Source organism: Stenotrophomonas sp. YJH_SMC_123, assembly GCF_059368215.1.
The window spans coordinates 647,563-666,071 of record NZ_JCAFRM010000001.1 but is presented as its reverse complement, the minus strand read 5'-3'; the positions used below and the strand labels follow the sequence as shown (position 1 = coordinate 666,071).

General features: G+C 65.1%; 12 protein-coding genes and 1 tRNA gene. 2 read left to right on the top strand and 11 right to left on the bottom strand.

Annotated elements, in window-relative coordinates:
* Positions 1–23 precede the first annotated feature (23 nt).
* The 4 genes from AC5P5W_RS03125 to AC5P5W_RS03110 all read right to left on the bottom strand — a co-directional run bounded on the left by AC5P5W_RS03125 (position 24) and on the right by AC5P5W_RS03110 (position 6,239).
* A complete protein-coding gene (locus AC5P5W_RS03125; protein WP_180834888.1) occupies positions 24–1,619 on the bottom strand; it encodes an alkaline phosphatase D family protein in 1,596 nt (531 codons plus the stop codon).
* A 10-nt stretch (positions 1,620–1,629) separates the two neighbouring features.
* Entirely contained in the window at positions 1,630–4,563 is a 2,934-nt protein-coding gene (locus tag AC5P5W_RS03120; RefSeq protein ID WP_495220822.1) for a TonB-dependent receptor, read from the bottom strand.
* A gap of 141 nt (positions 4,564–4,704) precedes the next feature.
* Positions 4,705–5,727, bottom strand: a complete 1,023-nt coding sequence (locus tag AC5P5W_RS03115; RefSeq protein WP_197574429.1) for a FecR domain-containing protein — start codon at positions 5,725–5,727, stop codon at positions 4,705–4,707.
* Positions 5,724–6,239 (bottom strand): RNA polymerase sigma factor, encoded by a 516-nt coding sequence (locus AC5P5W_RS03110; RefSeq protein ID WP_041863300.1) that lies wholly within the window; start codon positions 6,237–6,239, stop codon positions 5,724–5,726. The genes AC5P5W_RS03115 and AC5P5W_RS03110 overlap by 4 nt, the downstream gene beginning before the upstream one ends.
* 320 nt (positions 6,240–6,559) lie before the next feature.
* Here AC5P5W_RS03110 and aceE point away from each other — a divergent pair, with 320 nt between their 5' ends.
* Positions 6,560–9,235: a pyruvate dehydrogenase (acetyl-transferring), homodimeric type gene (aceE, locus tag AC5P5W_RS03105; protein WP_495220821.1), complete on the top strand. Its 2,676-nt coding sequence runs from the start codon at positions 6,560–6,562 to the stop codon at positions 9,233–9,235.
* A 51-nt stretch (positions 9,236–9,286) separates the two neighbouring features.
* On the opposite strand, the gene AC5P5W_RS03100 is transcribed toward aceE, so the two are convergent.
* Complete coding sequence (locus AC5P5W_RS03100; protein WP_014646723.1) at positions 9,287–9,769, bottom strand: hypothetical protein; 483 nt, start codon at positions 9,767–9,769, stop codon at positions 9,287–9,289.
* A 221-nt stretch (positions 9,770–9,990) separates the two neighbouring features.
* Here AC5P5W_RS03100 and AC5P5W_RS03095 point away from each other — a divergent pair, with 221 nt between their 5' ends.
* Entirely contained in the window at positions 9,991–12,321 is a 2,331-nt protein-coding gene (locus tag AC5P5W_RS03095) for a TonB-dependent receptor domain-containing protein (protein ID WP_197574428.1), read from the top strand.
* A 59-nt stretch (positions 12,322–12,380) separates the two neighbouring features.
* On the opposite strand, the gene AC5P5W_RS03090 is transcribed toward AC5P5W_RS03095, so the two are convergent.
* The 6 genes from AC5P5W_RS03090 to lexA all read right to left on the bottom strand — a co-directional run bounded on the left by AC5P5W_RS03090 (position 12,381) and on the right by lexA (position 18,371).
* A tRNA-Ser gene (locus tag AC5P5W_RS03090) sits at positions 12,381–12,473 on the bottom strand.
* A gap of 78 nt (positions 12,474–12,551) precedes the next feature.
* Entirely contained in the window at positions 12,552–12,755 is a 204-nt protein-coding gene (gene csrA, locus AC5P5W_RS03085) for a carbon storage regulator CsrA (RefSeq protein ID WP_004152909.1), read from the bottom strand.
* Positions 12,756–12,902: 147 nt separating this feature from the next.
* Positions 12,903–15,782, bottom strand: coding sequence for an alanine--tRNA ligase (gene alaS, locus AC5P5W_RS03080; protein ID WP_481440432.1), 2,880 nt, complete (start codon positions 15,780–15,782; stop codon positions 12,903–12,905).
* 109 nt (positions 15,783–15,891) lie between these two features.
* A complete protein-coding gene (gene recX / locus AC5P5W_RS03075; protein ID WP_005409024.1) occupies positions 15,892–16,383 on the bottom strand; it encodes a recombination regulator RecX in 492 nt (163 codons plus the stop codon).
* A 110-nt stretch (positions 16,384–16,493) separates the two neighbouring features.
* Positions 16,494–17,531, bottom strand: coding sequence for a recombinase RecA (gene recA / locus AC5P5W_RS03070; protein ID WP_005412937.1), 1,038 nt, complete (start codon positions 17,529–17,531; stop codon positions 16,494–16,496).
* Positions 17,532–17,735: 204 nt separating this feature from the next.
* A complete protein-coding gene (gene lexA / locus AC5P5W_RS03065) occupies positions 17,736–18,371 on the bottom strand; it encodes a transcriptional repressor LexA (RefSeq protein WP_032962190.1) in 636 nt (211 codons plus the stop codon).
* Positions 18,372–18,509: the final 138 nt, after the last annotated feature.

Below are 18,509 nucleotides of genomic sequence, written 5' to 3'. Positions count from 1 at the left end.
CTCTACAGCGCAGACCGATAGACTCAGGCCTCCTGCAACCCCGGCCGGCCATGCTCCACCGCATAGCGCTTCCAGCTCTGCAGCGCGCCATTGGGCTGCATCACGGTATCCAGCGTCTTCATGTCGCCGATCCACGCATCGCGGGTGACATCACACAGCACATAGCCACGCTTGTCGGTGGTCGCCTTCAGATTGGGGCTGTGCGCAAGCTGGTTGCGGGCGTAAGCGTCCACGCCCTGGCCATCGGCGCCCGAAGTGATCGAAGTGGCAAGGAACTCGCTGGAGACCACGCCCGAATCACGATGGTCCTGCACCAGGTCGCTGGCGTAATGCCGGTGCGCGTCGCCACAGGCGGTCACCACGTTGCCGAAGCCGACCTTCTGGATGTGGTCGAGCAGGCGCCGGCGGCTGTCCAGGTAACCCGACCATTGGTCATCGGACGACTGCACCACGCCGTCCTTCTCGCGCATGTAGTTGCCCAGCGCTACCTGGTGGGCGATGGTGTGCCAACGCGGTGCGGCATCGGCCAGGCCATCGAACAGCCAGCGCTCCTGCTTCGCACCGACAATGCTGCGCTCCGGCGATTCCACGTCCTCACGCAGCGCCATGTTCACCTGCTTGCTGCGGTACTGGCGTGTGTCGAGCAGGTGCAGGTCCATCAGCGTTCCGTAGCGTGCGCGCCGGTACAGCTGCATGTGGCCATCGCGCGGGAATGCCGAACGGCGCAGCGGCATGTTCTCGTAGTAGGCCTGGAACGCCTGTGCGCGCCGCAGCAGGAACACTTCGCTGGGCGTATCGTCCTGGTCTTCGGCGCCGGCCCAGTTGTTGTCCACTTCATGGTCATCGAAAGTGACGAACCACGGTGCCGACGCATGCGCGGCCTGCAGGTCGGCATCGCTCTTGTACTGGGCGTAGCGGCGGCGGTAATCATCCAGCGTGTAGGTCTGCGGGCCGACGTGGTTGCGCAGGTTGGTGAACGGCTGGCCGTTCATCTTCCGCAGGCCAGGCTGGCTTTCACCTTCGTAGATGTAATCACCGTAGTGGAAGACGAAATCCAGCGGTTCCTCGGCGATGCGCCGCCACGCGGTGTAGTGGCCTTCTTCGTAGTGCTGGCAGCCGGCCACCACAAAGCGCACGCGATCCACCGCTGCCGCGGCTGCCGGCAGCGTGCGGGTACAACCGACTGCACTGGCGTGGCCACCCACGGTAAAGCGGTACCAGTAGGGCCGTCCGGGCGCCAATCCTTCCAGTTCCACGTGCACCGCGTGGCCGAGTTCGGGATGCGCGAGCGCCGAACCCTGGCGTACCACCTTGCGCATGCCTTCGTCCGCTGCCAGCTGCCATTCGACCACCATCGGCCGGGTCGGCATGCCACCGCCGAACACCAGCGGCTCGGTCGCCAGCCGCGTCCACAGCACCATGCCGTCGGCCGTGGGATCACCCGAGGCCACGCCCAGGGTGAAGGGCGTGCTGGCAAAGCGCGGCTTGGCCAGCAGGTTGCGCGGGTTCAGCGTGGTGGCATCGGCCTGCGCGGCCAGCGCGCGTGCCGTGCCCATCCAGGCGCCGGCAGCGGACAGGCCGGCCAGGGCCAGGAATCGCCTGCGATTGATCGTCTCCACGGCTGTGCCCTCAGTTGTAGATGATGTGGAAGTAGAAGAAGCGGCCGTAGTCGTCGATCTCGGTACGGAAGCGCCCGTTCGGGCCGGTGCTGTAGGTCGGCTGGGTGTTGAACAGGTTCTTGGCTTCGTACTTCAGCGTCACGTGCCTGCTGACCTTGTGGCTGAAGGCCATGTTGAAGGTCATGTACGGGTCGTAGTACGAATCCAGCCACTGGGTGTCGCCGAAGTCGACCAGCATCCGGCTGCGGTAGGTTCCGGACAGGCGCAGTTGCGAGTTCTTCCACGGCATGCGCCAGATCACCGAACCATTGAGCGACCAGTCCGGCTGGTACAGCAGCCGGTCCAGGCGTCGCTCGGTGCCATCGGTGATGCGGTAGTTGGTCCTGCCTTCCAGCCGCGTGGCGTTGAAGTACATGTCGAAGCGCTGGCGGCCCCATTGCAGGTTGCGGTTGGCCACCGCGAACTCGACGCCGCGCAGCCTGGACTCATCGGTGTTCATCGGTTGGGTCACCCGGTAACGGGTATCGCCCACGTTCTCGAAGGTGGTCAGGGTGTAGATGTCGTCCTTGATTACCTTGTCGAACAACGCCACCGAGACCAGGCCGTTGTTGCCGTTGAAGTACAGGTCCCATGCAAGGTCGATGTTGGTGGAACGGCGCGGCTGCAGGTTCGCATTGCCCTGCTTGATGGTGCAGAAGCCCCTGCCCTCCTCGTCATCGCCACAGCTGGTGCTGGTGGCCTGGGCAATGTTGCTCGGCGTCGGCCGGCCCAGCGTGCGGCTGGCGGAGAAGCGCAGGCGCTGGTCCTCGCTCAGCTTGAACGTCGCATTCAACGAGGGCAACAGGTTGTTGTAGCCACCGCTCGTGTTGCGGAAGGCGGAGGTATAGGTGGTGCCGCCATCATTGCTGAACGGGCTGTAGGCATCGAAGCGGGTGTGGTCATGGCGCAGGCCACCGATCAGCAGCAGCCGGTCCCAGGCGTAGTGCGCGGACACGTACGCATTGGTGATGTCCTCCACGTACCTGTAGTCACTGGTGAAGTTGGCATTCGGATACGCCGCATTGTTGTTGCCCAGTTTCGGTAGCAGTTCCTCGTTCCACTTGCGGTTGTCGATCAGCGGGAAGCCCGGCACGCTGCCCAGCAGCGTCGATCCCGGATACAGGTAATCGTTGAGCGTGGCGCTGCTCTTGAAGTAGTCGAAGTCGATGTCCTGCCAGATCTTCAGGTGGCGGTATTCGGCGCCGGTGGCCAGGCCGAAGCCACGCGCATCGGCGTCGATGTTGTAGCTGAAGTCGGCGCGCAGGTTGTCGATGCTCTCCTTGGCATCGCGCGGGGAGACATAGGCCTGCGCCGGATTGAGCTTGAACGCCGAGCTGGTCAGCAGGCTGGAATCGGACACCGCTACCGCGTTGGGGAAACCGTGGCTGTCGTTCTCGTAGTCGACGAACAGGCTGCTTGGGTAGGCGCGCACACCCCAGTAGACCTGGTTGTTGTGGAAAGTCTCTTCGGTATGGCCGCCACGCAGGCTCAGCCGCGAACGGTCGCCGATGTCCCAGTTGAAGCTGGCGATGGCGCCACGGTTGCTGCGGTCCCAGCGGTCGTGGCGGTTCTTGATGTAGATGCTGTTGATCTGGGTGGTGCCGCTGTCCTCGGTCTGGTTGCGGATCGGAAACTTGGCGTTGCCGTACAGGTCGGTCTTGTTCATCGTCGAGTTCTCGTAGAACCGGTACGAGTACAGCAGCACCGATGCGTAGAACGGATCGTCCGACGGCTTCCATTCCAGCTTGGCCGAGCCGCCGAAGTTGGTGATGAAGTTGGTGTAGGTGCCGGTGCTGAAATTGCCGGGCGCACGCAGCCCGTTCCAACCCTTGGCCTCATCCGGCCCGGTGGTGCCGTCGGTGAGGTACTTGCCGGCGTCGTTGTAGTAGTAGTTCGACTCCACCCAGCGCTTGACGCTGTTGCGCGAACGCTGCTCATAGCGTGCCACCGCAACGATGCCGAACTCCTGCCCGGCGCCGAACTGGTTGGAGAACACCATCTTGGCGCTCTTGCCGAAGTGGCCCAGGGTTTCGTGGTTGCCGCCAGCGCTGCGCTCGACGTTGGTCTCGGCCGTGGAATAGATACCTGCCACGTCGGCAAACACGTACTTGCCGGACCGGTCGAAGGCACTGCGGCTGATGATGTCGATCACGCCGCCGATCGCATCCGGTGCCTGCTCCGCACTGAAGCTCTTGTAGATGTCGGTACGGGTGCCGATGTCGCTGGGAATCAGCTGCAGGTTGTTCATGCGTTCGCCGGAGCCACTGCCACCCACGCTGGCAATCGCGATGCCATCGATGGTGGTGTAGTTGAGGTTGGCCTGTACGCCGCGCACCGTCAGGTAACGTGGCTCGCCGGCATCCTCCACCGCACTCAGGCCTGGAGCGGCCATCAGGCTCTCGGCCAGGGTCTCGTCGCCGTAGCTGTCCATTTCGTCGTAGACCACCGAATCCTTGATCACCGGTGAGGTCTTCTTCTGGTCGATCACCTCGTGCGCGGCAATCACCTTCACCGTGTCCAGGGTCGGCGCCACCACCGCCTCGGCCTCGCGCGGCTTCGGTGCGCCGGGGTTCGGCGCGTTGCGTACCGGTGCCGGATCGATGGCGATGACATTGCCATCCACCACGGTGTAGCCCAGGCCGGTACCGGCCAGCAGTGCATCCAGCGCCTGCCTGACGGTGGCACCGCGCGGCACCGCACCGGCCATGCGGGCATCGCCATCGGCCGAGTACAGGAACTGCACCCCGGAACTGCGTGACAACTGCTCCAGTGCACGCGCCAGCGGCTGTGCCGCGATCGGCGTGGACACACGCGCCTCCAGGCCATCGGCGGCGGCGGCGAGGGCCAATGGCATGCTGCCGGGAGACAGGGCGAGGATGATCGACAGGTAGAGCGTGTTGCGCATCACGGGTCCTTGGAAGAGAGAAGGCAGCAGGCGCCGCTGCGCGGATCGGCAGCGGCTTCTCCCAAGTAAGAGCCCGCATCCACCAAAGTGGAGAACGCGGATTCAATGAATTTTTTCTGACAGTCCACGGCCACCTCGGCCTCAGCGGCTGCCAACCCGCACTGTGTCGCCCTCGCGGCTCACCACGAAGCGCGGGTCACGTTCGAGGAAGGCCTGCAGCGCACCGATGCGATGCGCATCGAGGCTGCCGGACAACCGTGCCGATGCCGCGCCCTCGTCCAGCACGCGCACCTGCACCTGGTTGTGCCGGTTGAAGGCAGCAGCCACTTCGTCCAAGCGTTCGTCAAGGAAGGACACTTTGCGCTGCTGCCAGTCCAGCAGCATCGACAGTGGCATGTCCAAGGACTCCACCGCATGGCTGCGCGCGTCGACCTGCACCACCCGGCCCTGCCCCAACTGGGCCAGGCGGCGGGCACCCGCGCCTTGGCTCCAGACCTCGACCTCGCCGGAAACCACACCGATGCGCGTGCTCTGCAGCCGCCGCGACACGTCGAAGACTGTGCCGATGTCCCGGATCTCCAGGCCGTTCACCTGCACCTGGAACGGGCGGCGGTCGCGTGCGATGTCGAACGTCGCCTCGCCCTGCAGCAGTTCCGCCTTGCGACTGAACCAGCCCATGCGTACCCGCAGGCGGCTGTCCGCGTTGAGCCGCACCTGTGTCCGGTCAGGCAGCACCAGGTCACGCAGTTCACCGTGGTCGGCGCTGTACAGCTGTTCGGTGGGCGTCAGCTGCGGCACCAGGCCCACGCCGAGCAGGGCGATGCAGGCTGCGGCAGCCATCACCCACCCGCGCGTGTGGCGGCGCAGCGGCGCGGCGTGCGGCGCGGCGGGGGCACTATCGAACAGAGGCACCACTTTGGCGGCCGCCTGCCGTGGCGGCGCCGGCGCCTCTTCCGGCAACGGCGATTGCAGTGCCTCGCCGACCTGCCGGTGCAGCGCGAGGGCGTGCATATAGGCGCGCACGTGCTCGGGCGAGCGCTTCATCCAGTCCAGGAACGCAACCCGCTCGGCCTCGTCCAGCACTCCCTCGCGATTGCGCAGGAACCAGTCCATTGCCTCGCAGGCGACCGTGTCGTCGGCCATGGGCGATGCGTTCCGGTTCATGCGTGCTCCCTGGCGCCCAGCGCCTTCCTGCAGGCCTCCAGACCCTTGCCGATGTGCTTGCGCACCATGTGCACCGACACCTGCAACTGCTGGCTGACTGCCGGGCAGTCCAGCCCGTCGCGGTAATGCAGCTCCATCACCCGTCGCGTGGTCGCCGGCAGACGTGCGATGGTGCTGCGGATATCGTTCCAGCGCTGCGCGCGCTCGAACTCGCCCTCGATGTCTTCTTCGCTTTTCAGCACTTCGGCCAGCTGATCCACGTCTTCCAGCGGCGGCAGCGACAAACGCGCGCGCGCGTGCTCGCGTGCCAGGTTGGCCGCGACCGTGAACAGGTAGGCCTCCGGGTTCTCGATCGCTGCGGCATTCTCGCCGGTGGCCCGCAGCAGCCGCAGGTACACCTCCTGCGCCAGGTCCTCGGCGTCTTCGCTGGCAGAACCGCGACGCAGGAAGAAGCCACGCAGCAGCCGTCGGCGCAGCGCGTAGCTCTTCTCCCAGATCCTCACGCTGTTCACGGCCGGCCAACACCCCGAGGCTGGAAAGCCCCGCAGGGTGACGGCCATCGATGACAGTGGCGTTGCAGCAGGCGGCCATGCCAGGCACTCTCCGCCCGGCACATTCGCCCATGATATGGCGCACCGTGCCAACCCTTGCTTGCCAGAGACCCAAGCCGGGCCCGCCTATCGAAGCCGCGGGGCCGGGCCTACGCTTGCCTCCCCGGTGGCCGCCACGGTCGCCCTTCGCGTCACGGCCCCGCCATTGCGACCCCGCTCCAGTGCTGTGCGCCCAGCCGGTGTTGTCGCCCAGGCAGAGTCGGCGCCCTCTGGAGACAGTCATGAACCAAGCCCTGACCCCCTTCGATACCGACCCGCTGGAAACGCGGGAGTGGCGTGAATCGCTGGAGGCGGTGATGCAGGCCGGTGGCCGGCCACGCGCGCATTACCTGATCGACCAGCTCAGCGAGCTGGATGCGCAGCGGCACGGCGATCTGCATGCGCGCGCGTGGACCGCCTACGTCAACACCATCCCGCCGGAGCGCCAGCCGGCCTACCCGGGCGACCTGGCCATCGAGCGCCGCCTGAACGCGATGATCCGCTGGAATGCGATGGTGATGGTGCTGCGCGCCGGCAAGCACTCCAACGTCGGCGGCCACATCGCCACCTACCAGTCGGCGGCGGTGCTGTACGACGTGGGCTTCGACCACTTCTTCCGTGGCCGTACCGACACCTTCGACGGCGACATGATCTACATCCAGGGCCATTCCGCGCCGGGCATCTATGGCCGTGCGTACGTGGAAGGGCGCATCGATCCGGCACGGATGGACAACTTCCGCCGCGAAGCCGGTCGTGACGGCCTGTCTTCGTATCCACACCCGCGCCTGATGCCGGAGTTCTGGCAGTTCCCCACCGTGTCGATGGGGTTGGGCCCGCTGACCGCCGCCTACCAGGCGCGCTACATGCGTTACCTCGAGTACCGCGGCCTGAAGCAGCACCAGGACCGCAAGGTCTGGGCCTTCCTCGGCGACGGCGAGATGGACCAGCCCGAATCGCTGGCGGCGATTTCGCTGGCCGGCCGCGAGCGGCTGGACAACATCGTGTTCGTGGTCAACTGCAACCTGCAGCGCCTGGACGGTCCGGTGCGCGGCAACGCCAAGGTCATCCAGGAACTGGAAGGCACGTTCCGCGCGGCCGGCTGGAACGTGATCAAGCTGATCTGGGGCAGTGGCTGGGACGACCTGCTGGCCCGCGACCACAGCGGCCTGCTGCGCCAGCGCATGATGGAATGCGTGGATGGCGACTACCAGACCTTCAAGTCGCAGAGCGGTGCTTACGTGCGCGAGCATTTCTTCGGCCGTTACCCCGAGCTGCTGGAGCTGGTCGCGCACATGAGCGATGACGACATCTGGGCGCTGGCACGTGGTGGCCACGATCCGCAGAAGGTGTACGCCGCCTACCAGCAGGCGGTGAACACCCGCGGCCGGCCGACGGTGATCCTGGCCAAGACGGTCAAGGGTTTCGGCATGGGCGAAGCCGGCGAAGGCCAGAACATCAACCACCAGCTGAAGAAGATGAGCGCCGATGCAGTACGCGCCTTCCGCGACCGCTTCAACCTGCCGGTCAGCGACGAGCAGCTGGAGGAGATGCCCTATCTGCGCCCGGAACCGGGCAGCGCCGAGGCCGCCTACTTCGCCGAACGCCGCCGCATCCAGGGTGGGCAGCTGCCGGCGCGCCTGGCCAAGGTGGATCCGCTGCCGCTGCCGCCGCTGTCGATCTTCAACACCCAGCTGCAGGGCAGTGGCGATCGCGGCCAGTCCACCACCATGGGCTTCGTGCGCATCCTCACCAGCCTGCTGAAGGACCCGGATCTGGGCAAGCTGGTGATTCCGATCGTGCCCGATGAATCGCGCACCTTCGGCATGGAAGGCCTGTTCCGCCAGATCGGCATCCACTCCTACCTGGGCCAGCTGTACACCCCGCAGGATGCCGGCCAGCTGAGCTATTACAAGGAAGCCAAGGACGGTCAGATCCTGCAGGAAGGCATCAACGAATCCGGTGCGATCTGTTCATGGATCGCCGCCGGCACCGCCTACAGCAACCACGGCCTGGCCACGATTCCGTTCTACATCTTCTATTCGATGTTCGGCCTGCAGCGCGTCGGTGACCTGGCCTGGGCCGCTGCCGACGCGCGTACCCGCGGCTTCCTGCTCGGTGCCACGTCGGGCCGCACCACGCTGATGGGCGAAGGCCTGCAGCACGATGACGGCCACAGCCACGTGCTGTCGTCGGTGATTCCGAGCTGCGTGTCCTACGACCCGACCTACAACTACGAACTGGCGGTGATCATCCACGACGGCCTGCGCCGCATGTATGTCGACCAGGAAGACATCTACTACTACATCACCGTACTCAACGAGAACTACCCGCAGCCGGCACTGCCCGAAGGCACCGACGCCGGCATCCTGAAGGGCCTGTACCTGCTGCATCCGGCAGCCGCCGACAACGCCTTGCAGCCACGCGTGCAGCTGATGGGCAGCGGCTCGATCCTGCGCGAAGTGGAAGCCGCGGCAGACCTGCTGCAGCAGGACTTCGGCATCGCCAGCGATGTGTGGAGCGCGACCAGCCTGACCGAACTGCGCCGCGACGGGCTGTCCGCCGAGCGCTGGAACCTGCTGCATCCGGCCGAAAAACCGCGCGTGCCCTACGTGCAGCAGTGCCTGCAGGGTCATGAAGGCCCGGTGGTGGTGGCCACCGACTACATGAAGATCGTCGGCGACCAGATCCGTCCCTTCATCAACGACCGCCGCTTCACCGCATTGGGGACCGATGGCTTCGGCCGTTCCGACACGCGTGAATCGCTGCGCACGTTCTTCGAAGTGGATCGCCACTTCATCGTACTGGCGGCCCTGAAGTCGCTGGCCGACGAAGGCCGCATCGAACGCTCGCGGATGCAGGACGCGATCGACAAGTACGGCATCGACACCGGCAAGCGCGATCCGGCCGCCGCCGTGTAACGCCGTTGCATTCACCACGCCTGCCCTGCGGGCGTGGTGAATGCAGCATCGCTACGGCATGCGCTTGAACAGGTTGGTCTGCAGGATCGGCGTACCGTCATGACCGTAGAACGCCTTGGTCTCGGTCATCGTCGCCTGGTCATCCGCCACGGTGTAGATGCGGGTGGAGGCCGGCGTGCCATGGTCCACCAGCTGCATCACCAGCGTGTTCGGTGCAGGCAGTTTCAGGTTGGCCTTGTCCGCGCCATAGGTGCCGGACAGGGCGCCGGGCGTGCCATCCAGGGCCAGCGTGCCGTCGGATTTCATGGTCTTGCCGTCGTGCAGGACGATGTCCACGTGCGAGCTCCAGCGGCCACCACCGGCGTCCTTGAACTCGAGCACCACGTGCTTCGGGCGCTGCGCTTCGGGTAGCGCAGACGTGGCGATATCCAGCGACCAGCGCCCCAGCAGGGGGGAAGGCGAAGTCTCCACAGCCAGCGCCGGAACGGCGGGGAGTGAAAGCGCAGACAACAACACAGCGGACAACAGCTTCATACGTTGCTCCGTTCCAGTGAAGAAGATTCTGCGTGACGCGTTGTGGGGCGCAGCGCCTCGGATCGTGCACAGCATCGGCGCCCGGCGCAAGGCGGGGCGCTGAACACGCGGCAACCTCATTCGCGCCCCCGCGATTTCGGTCTGGCGGCAAGGTCTCATCCGTCCTTGCCGATACAAAGAGTTACGTTATAACATTTCACTTCGCCTTCACGAGTCCTGCCATGCGTCGCCACCTGCTTGCTGCTGCCATTCTGTTCGCCGTCCACACCGCCCAGGCCGCGGACGAACCCACCCTCCCCACCCTCCAGGTCCAGGCCTCCCAGCCCTCGCGCATCGACAGCCGGGTCACCGTCGACAATCCGCAGGCGCAGAACCGCACCCTCGGCGGCCTGCTCGAACACGTCTCCGGCGTGCAGAACAGTGCTTTCGGGCCGAACGCGGGCGCCCCGGTCATCCGCAGCCTCAGCGGCAACCGCGTGCAGATCCTGCAGGACGGCCAGTCCATCCTCGGCATGAACGCGATCAGCGGCGACATCAACATTCCGTTCGATCCACTGTTCGTGCGCAGCGTCACCGTCAACAAGTCCTCGGACACGGTGCGCTATGGCGGCAATGCGATCGGCGGCAGCGTGGAGATCGATTCGGGCCTGATCTCGCGCAGCATGGAAGACAAGGACCAGTCGATGGAACTGGTCCTGCGCAAGGGCTTCAATGCCGCCGATGCGCAGGGCTTCCGCATGAACTTCAACAACCAGCGCAACCTCTCGACCAACCTGCAGGTCTCGCGCCAGCGCATCTCGCACTACGACATCCCCGGCAACAGCAAGGCCCGTGTCTGCAACACCCGACTGTTCCCGTCGGCCGGCGGCGTCAACTCGGCGCTGGCCGACAGCTGCCAGAAGGAAGCACGCGTACAGCAGATCTACAACAAGGCCTCGCAGCCTTACATCGACCAGTTCATGACCGAGAATCCTGACTGGGCCGATGGTGAATTCTCGTTCTACACCAACAACCCGACCTCGGTCTGGCAGCGCCGCACCTATATCAACCCGGTCAATCCTGCCTATGTCGCCGGCACGCCGTCATACGTGCAGAAGCAGATCAACAATGATGTGACGCCCGACTACCATCATCGGCTGGGCAACAGCCATGCGCGCAACGCGCAGGTGGCCTTCGGCTCGACCCTGTTCTTTGACCGCGGCTACGTCGGTGTCAGCATCGATGCCAAGGACAGCGAGTACGGCGTGCCGGGCTTCTCGATGCAGAACCTGTCGTTCGGTTCCAACCATGCCGATGGCCTGCCGGTGGGCGTGGTGATCAAGCAGCAGCGCTACGCGCTGGAAGCCCTGCTGCGTGATCCGCTGCCGTGGTTCGAGCGCGCGGAACTCCGCGTGTCCAGGCTGGACAACACTTCAGGCGAGCGGCTGGGTACCACCAGAGCAAACGACTACGATTTCGAGAGCACCCAGGCCGAGTTGCTGCTCAGCCATCAACGCGTCGGCCCGCTCAGCGGCCTGGTCGGTTTCAGCCACCAGTCGCGTGATGTCACCGGCAGCGGCTCGCAGCGCTACCTGCCGGACGTGGACACCCGCAGCAATGCGGTATTCCTGAAGGAAACGGTGGACGTCGGCTGGGTTACCTTCGATGCTGGCGTACGCCACGAACGGGTCGACCACGCACTACAGCCCAGCCGCTTCAAGACCGCGCGCAATGCCGCCAACACGAAACTGCAGGACCGCGACTACCGGCTCAACAGCTACAGCCTCGGCTCGTACGTCGAGCTCGGCCCCTTGTTCGCGGCCAAGGTCCGTTACTCATCCTCACAGCGCGCCCCGGAGATCAACGAGCTGTATGCCAGCAACGCGCACTATTCGGTGATGACACAGGAAGAAGGCAACCAGAACCTGGAACCGGAGCGCGCGAAGAACCTGGAACTGACCGGCCTGTTCCACCTCGGCGGTTTCGAGCTGTCCGCCACCGCGTACCGGATGCGGTACGAGAACTACCTCTATCTCGGCTATTCCGGCCTGCAGACCGCCAACCGCCTGCCGCTGAAGTACTGGAAGCAGACCGACACCACGGTGAAGGGCTTCGAGATCGACGCGTCGCAGGCATTGGACCTGGGCCGCTATGGCACGTTGAACGTCTCCGCCTTCGCCGACCTGGTGAAGAACAAGGCCGACCACCCGGATTCGCTGCGCGCCCACAACGACGGCGAGTATCTGCCGAACATGCCGACCAACCGCTACGGCGCCAACCTGCAGTGGCAGCGCGAAGGCTGGAAGGCACAACTGTCCAGCACCTACTACGACGCGCAGAAGTACCTGGGTCGCAATGTCAGTGAGGAAATTCCGCTCGACGCATTCAACCTGGTCGACCTGCAGGTCAGCCGCGAACTTCCAGTGCGCAACAGCTACATCGCAGGCGTGGAAGTGTTCGTCAATGGCAGCAACCTGCTCAATGAAGAAGCGCGGCCGCACAACTCGCCGCTGAAGTACATCGCGCCCCTGCCGGGGCGGGGCTTCCAGGTCGGCGTGACGATACGGCTCTGAAGGCCGGCCATAAAGAAAAACGCCTGCAGATCGAGGATCTGCAGGCGCTTCTTTGTATCTGGCGGAGTGAGAGGGATTCGAACCCTCGATAGAGCTTTTGACCCTATACTCCCTTAGCAGGGGAGCCCCTTCGGCCACTCGGGCATCACTCCGGGGTATTCTCCGCGTCTGGTGCGTTGCACCTCAGCGGGGCGTGAATCATAACGTTAATCGAGTGCGAAGGTAAAGCGTTATTCGGCAGAATTTTCGCTACCGGTGCCACCGGCTTCATCACCACGCTGGATGCGCTGGTAGATCTCTTCGCGATGCACAGCGACGTCCTTCGGCGCAGTGATGCCGATACGCACCTGGTTACCCTTGACGCCAAGCACGGTGACGCTCACCGAGTCACCGATCATCAGGGTTTCGCCGACGCGGCGAGTCAGGATCAACATTTTTGTAAGTCTCCATGGAACCGTGTGGAAGGGTATCCCCCACCGGCTTGACGCTCCGTCAAGAAGCGCTACCACGACAAAGGGAAAAGATTCGCAATGGTACCGTCAGCCGTCCCGCTCCTACAAGGAGGGGGACGGCAGGGTTCATCACAGGCGGGGGCTGACCCATTCGACGACTGCAGCCAGCGCAGTGGCAAGGGCGGGCCCGTCCTCGCCACCACCCTGGGCGAGGTCCGGGCGTCCGCCGCCCTTGCCCCCGATCTGACCGGCGATATGGGACAACAGTTCCCCGGCCTTGACTTTGCCCATTGCGCTGCCGTTCACACCCGCGACCAGGGCGGCCTTGCCGTCCTGGGCACCGGCCAGCACGATCACCGCGTCGCCCAGCTGCTGCTTCAGGCGGTCCATGGCGTCACGCAGGGCCTTGGCGTCGAAGCCCTCCAGGCGGGCCGCCAGCACCTTCACGCCGGCGACCTCGACGGCCTGGCCGGACAGGTCGGCCGTGGCACCGGCCGCGACCTTGGCCTTCACGGCCTCCAGTTCGCGTTCCAGCTGCTTCTGGCGCTGGCCGAGGGCACGGATCTTCTCGACCACGTCGGCAGCGCTGCCACCGAGCAGTTCAGCGGCCTCGGCCAGGCGGGCCTCTTCGGCGTCCACGTAGTCCAGGGCACCCTGGCCGGTAACCGCCTCGATGCGGCGCACCCCGGCGGAAACACCGCCCTCGGAGGTGATCTTGAACAAACCGATGTCGCCGGTACGGTTGACGTGGGTGCCACCGCACAGCTCGGTGGAGTAGTCACCCATCTTCAGCACGCGCACGTGCTCACCGTACTTCTCGCCGAACAGGGCCATCGCGCCGAAGTCCAGCGCTTCCTGCATGGCCATGGTGTGCACTTCAGCGGCGTTGTTGGCACGCACCTGCTGATTGACCTTGCGCTCGATCACCGCCAGCTCTTCCGCGCTGATCGGCTGGAAGTGCGAGAAGTCGAAACGCAGGCGGTCCGGCGCGACCAGCGAGCCCTTCTGCTGCACGTGGGTGCCCAGCACTTCGCGCAGCGCGGCGTGCAGCAGGTGGGTGGCCGAGTGGTTGAGGATGGTGGCGCCACGGCGCTCGCCATCGACCTGGCCGGACAGCACATCGCCGACCTTCAGGCCGCCTTCGGACAAGGTGCCGACGTGGCCATGGAACTGGCCGGCGAACTTCTGGGTGTCCTCCACCGCCAGGCGCACGCCGTTGCCGGCCAGCACGCCGGTGTCACCGACCTGGCCGCCGGATTCGGCATAGAACGGGGTCTGGTTGGTGATGACGATGACCGAATCACCGGCATCGGCCGACTGCACCGGACGACCGTCCTTGAGCAGGGCCAGCACGCTCAGGCCGTCGGCCTGCAGGCGGTCATAGCCCAGGAACAGGGTCGGGCTCAGCGTTGCCACCAGCTCGGCCGGCAGGGTCACGCCGCCGCCGAACTTGCCGGCCGCCCGTGCGGTTTCGCGCTGCTGTTCCATCGCGGCATCGAAGCCGGCGATGTCGACGGTCAGGTCGCGCTCGCGGGCAATGTCTGCGGTCAGATCAACGGGGAATCCGTAGGTATCGTAAAGTCGGAAGAGCAGTTGACCGCTCAATTCGAGCCCAGCCCAATCACGGGAAACAAGCTCCACCGAACCTACGCCTTGCTTGGCTATCTGAACTGCCAAAGATTGCGCAGAGTCCGCCTCAACGTCTTCACACACAAGAATCGCATGGACCACTCGCTGGCCCAAGGAGGCGCTTTCCTCATAGAACATGCATTCTGTCGCTTCGCCATGCGCCCTGAAGCCGGACTGTACCCAGTTACGTCGATTACGTTTCACCCAATCGGAAGCCTGCAAAGAATCCAGCGCTTGATCGAGCAGCTTCATCCCGGTGTCGAGGGTTTCGGCGAAACGATCCTCCTCGGCCTGCAGGGCACGGGTGACGGTGTCCACCGCTGCCGGCAGCTCTGGATAGGCCTCGCCCATCTGCTCGACCAGGGTCGGCACCAGCTTGCTGAAGAACGGCTGGCGCACGCCCAGCATCCAGCCGTGGCGCAGGGCGCGGCGGATGATACGGCGCAGCACGTAACCGCGGCCTTCGTTGGACGGCAGCACGCCATCGACGATCAGGAACGAACAGGCACGGATGTGGTCGGCAATCACGCGCAGCGACTTGTTCTCCAGGTCGGCGGTGCCGGTCAGCTCGGAAGCCTTGCGGATCAGCGCCTGGAACAGGTCGATCTCATAGTTGGTGTGCACGTGCTGCAGGATCGCCGCCAGGCGCTCCAGGCCCATGCCGGTATCCACGCACGGCGCTGGCAGCGGCACCAGGGTGCCGTCGGGCTGGCGGTCGAACTGCATGAACACCAGGTTCCAGATCTCGATGAAACGGTCGCCGTCTTCGTCCGGGGAACCCGGGGGACCACCGGCAATATGATCACCGTGGTCGTAGAAGATCTCGGTGCACGGGCCGCACGGGCCGGTGTCGGCCATCTGCCAGAAGTTGTCCGAAGCGAACGGCGCGCCCTTGTTGTCGCCGATGCGTACGATGCGCTCTTCCGGAACGCCGACCATGTCGCGCCACAGTTCGTAGGCTTCGTCGTCGGTCTGGTACACGGTGACCAGCAGGCGTTCGGCCGGCAGCTTCCAGACCTGGGTCAGCAGCTCCCAGGCCCAGGCGATCGCGTCCTTCTTGAAGTAGTCGCCGAACGACCAGTTGCCCAGCATTTCGAAGAAGGTGTGGTGGCGCGCGGTGTAGCCGACCTGGTCGAGGTCGTTGTGCTTGCCGCCCGCGCGCAGGCAGCGCTGCACGTCGGCCGCGCGCACGTAGCTGCGCTTTTCCGCGCCAAGGAACACGTCCTTGAACTGCACCATGCCGGAGTTGGTGAACAGCAGGGTCGGATCATTGCCCGGCACCAGCGGCGCCGACGGCACGATGGTGTGGCCTTTACCCTTGAAGAACTCAAGGAAGTCGCTGCGGATCTGGGATGTCGTGAATTTGGCGGATGCGTTCATTGGGGGCTGGCAGTCTGCGGGCCGGCGGACCCGGACCACCGGCCGCGTTGGCCAGGGTCGCGAGGGACCGCCGAAAACCTAAAGGGTATCAGGCCCGGCGCCGCCAGTCTCAGTCATCCGGGTCGTAGCGGGTCGCGCGGCGGATGCTGTCGCCGTCGAAGCCCCGCCGGGCCAGCAGATCGGCAGCCTTGCGCCGCTGCGTCAGGTCCTGCGGGCCGGCCTCGCCAAAGCGTCGGCGGACCAGATCACGGGCGTTTTCCTGCCAGTCGCCTTCGTAGCTGTCCATCGCTGCGGCAATCGCGGCACTGTCCAGGCCATGGGTCCCCAGCTCGGCGCGGACATGGATCGGCCCATAACCGGTGTTGGCGCGCATCCTCACCAGGTTCTCGGCAAAACGGGTGTCGTCCTGCCAGCCGGCCTCGGTCAACTTGGCGACAGCGGCCTGCGCGGCTTCGTCTTCGATGCCACGGGCCGTCAGCTTGCGGGTGAGTTCCTTGCGCGAGTGCTCGCGGCGGACCAGCAGGCCCAACGCCCGTTGCACGGGGGTCTGCTCACGCGGCCGGCGCTTGCGGCCGGTCGGAATGTCTTCGGCGTCGGACATGGGTACTCCAAGGGTGGCGCCATCCGTGGCGCCCAGCCCATCCCTGGGCGATTCGAACCTGCGGGACAGGGCGACGTCACTGACGGCGCCACCCTGCCCCACAGCAAGCCTTATTCGTCTTCGCCTTCGTCGTCGCCTTCCTCGCGGGCCGCTTCGGCCGGCTGGAATTTCTCGCGCAGCTCGGCCTCGAGCTTGGCGGCGACAGTCGGGTTGTCGCGCAGGTAGCCGCGGGCGTTGTCCTTGCCCTGGCCAATGCGTTCTTCACCGTAGCTGTACCAGGCGCCAGCCTTCTCCACCAGCTTGGCATCCACACCCATGTCGATCAGCTCGCCTTCACGGCTGATGCCTTCGCCATACAGGATTTCGGTGATGACCTGCTTGAACGGAGGTGCCAGCTTGTTCTTGACGACCTTGATCTTGGTCTGGTTACCGATGATCTCGTCACCCTTCTTGATCGCGCCGATACGGCGGATGTCCAGGCGGACCGAGGCGTAGAACTTGAGCGCGTTGCCACCGGTGGTGGTTTCCGGGCTCTGGCCCGGCATCATCACGCCGATCTTCATGCGCAGCTGGTTGATGAAGATCACCAGGGTGTTGGAGCGCTTGATGTTGCCGGTCAGCTTGCGCAGCGCCTGGCTCATCAGGCGGGCCTGCAGGCCTGGCAGCTGGTCGCCCATCTCGCCTTCGATTTCGGCCTTCGGGGTCAGCGCGGCAACCGAGTCGATCACCAGGATGTCCACCGAACCCGAACGGACCAGCATGTCGGCGATTTCCAGCGCCTGCTCACCGGTGTCCGGCTGCGACAGCAGCAGGTCGTCCACGTTCACGCCCAGCTTGGCGGCGTAGATCGGGTCCAGCGCGTGCTCGGCGTCGATGAAGGCCGCGGTGCCGCCCATCTTCTGGCATTCGGCGATGGCCTGCAGGGTCAAGGTGGTCTTGCCCGAGGATTCCGGCCCGTAGATCTCAACGACACGGCCCTTTGGCAGACCACCAATGCCCAGCGCGATGTCGAGCATCAGCGAACCGGTCGGGATGGCTTCGACGGGCTCGACCACGCGGTCGCCCATGCGCATCACCGAGCCCTTGCCGAACTGCTTTTCGATCTGGCCCAGAGCTGCAGCGAGGGCGCGCTTCTTGTTCTCGTCCATCGGATTGGTCCTTGCAGAGGTCGTGTCGTTGGAGGTGCTGTCTTTGGGGGTCTTCTTTGCCATGGGCTCACTTTAAGTCGGACGTATCGCACAGGCTGAGATTCTGCCCGGCGCTCTGAAAAGAATTATCGGACATCCGTACCAACCTCAGTGGAACCAGAGAATCGCCACAAAAGACCGCGGGGTAATGCGCTACGGAACGGGTCAACGGTTGGGCCGCAACAGGCCGCAATAGAGGCCCTCGATCGCGAAGTCCTGATCCGGCAGCACCTCGATCGGCTTGTAGTCGGGATTGCGCGGCAGCAGGCGGATGCGATCCTTGGCGATCTTCAGCAGCTTGACCGTGATCTCGTCATCGATGCGGGCCACCACGATCTGCCCGGAATGGGCGTCGCGGGTGCGGTGCACGCCGATCAGGTCACCGTCGAAGATGCCCTCATCGATCATCGAGTCGCCCTGCACCTTCAGCAGGTAGTCCGGCGCCGGCGAGAAGAACACCCGGTCCAGCACCACGAAATCGTCCGAGCCGATGTCGGCGCCGATCGGCAGGCCGGCTGCAACCCGGCCCAGCACCGGCAGCCGCAGCACGCTGTCGGCCAGGCCCGGCTCGGCCAGCTTCTCGACCGGCGGTGCCTGCACCAGGCGAATGCCGCGGGCCTGACCCGGGATGCGACGGATCGCGCCGGCCTGCTCCAGGGCTTCCAGGTGGTACTGGGCCGCGCGCACGCCCTTGAAGCCGAATGCGCGTGCGATTTCAGTCTGCGACGGCGGTGCGCCTTCGCTCTCGATACGCTCGGCGATCAACTGCAGGATCGCCTGCTGGGTGTCGGTCAGGTCCATGGTTAGTAGTATTACTACTAATATGCGCGACTGCAAGTGCCGGGGCGATCGGGGTGGTGCAGGCTTGTTGGGCCGAGGCGTGCTCGGCAGTCGCGCGAACGACGGGGCCGACCCAGGCAAGAGCAGCCGAGCATGGCT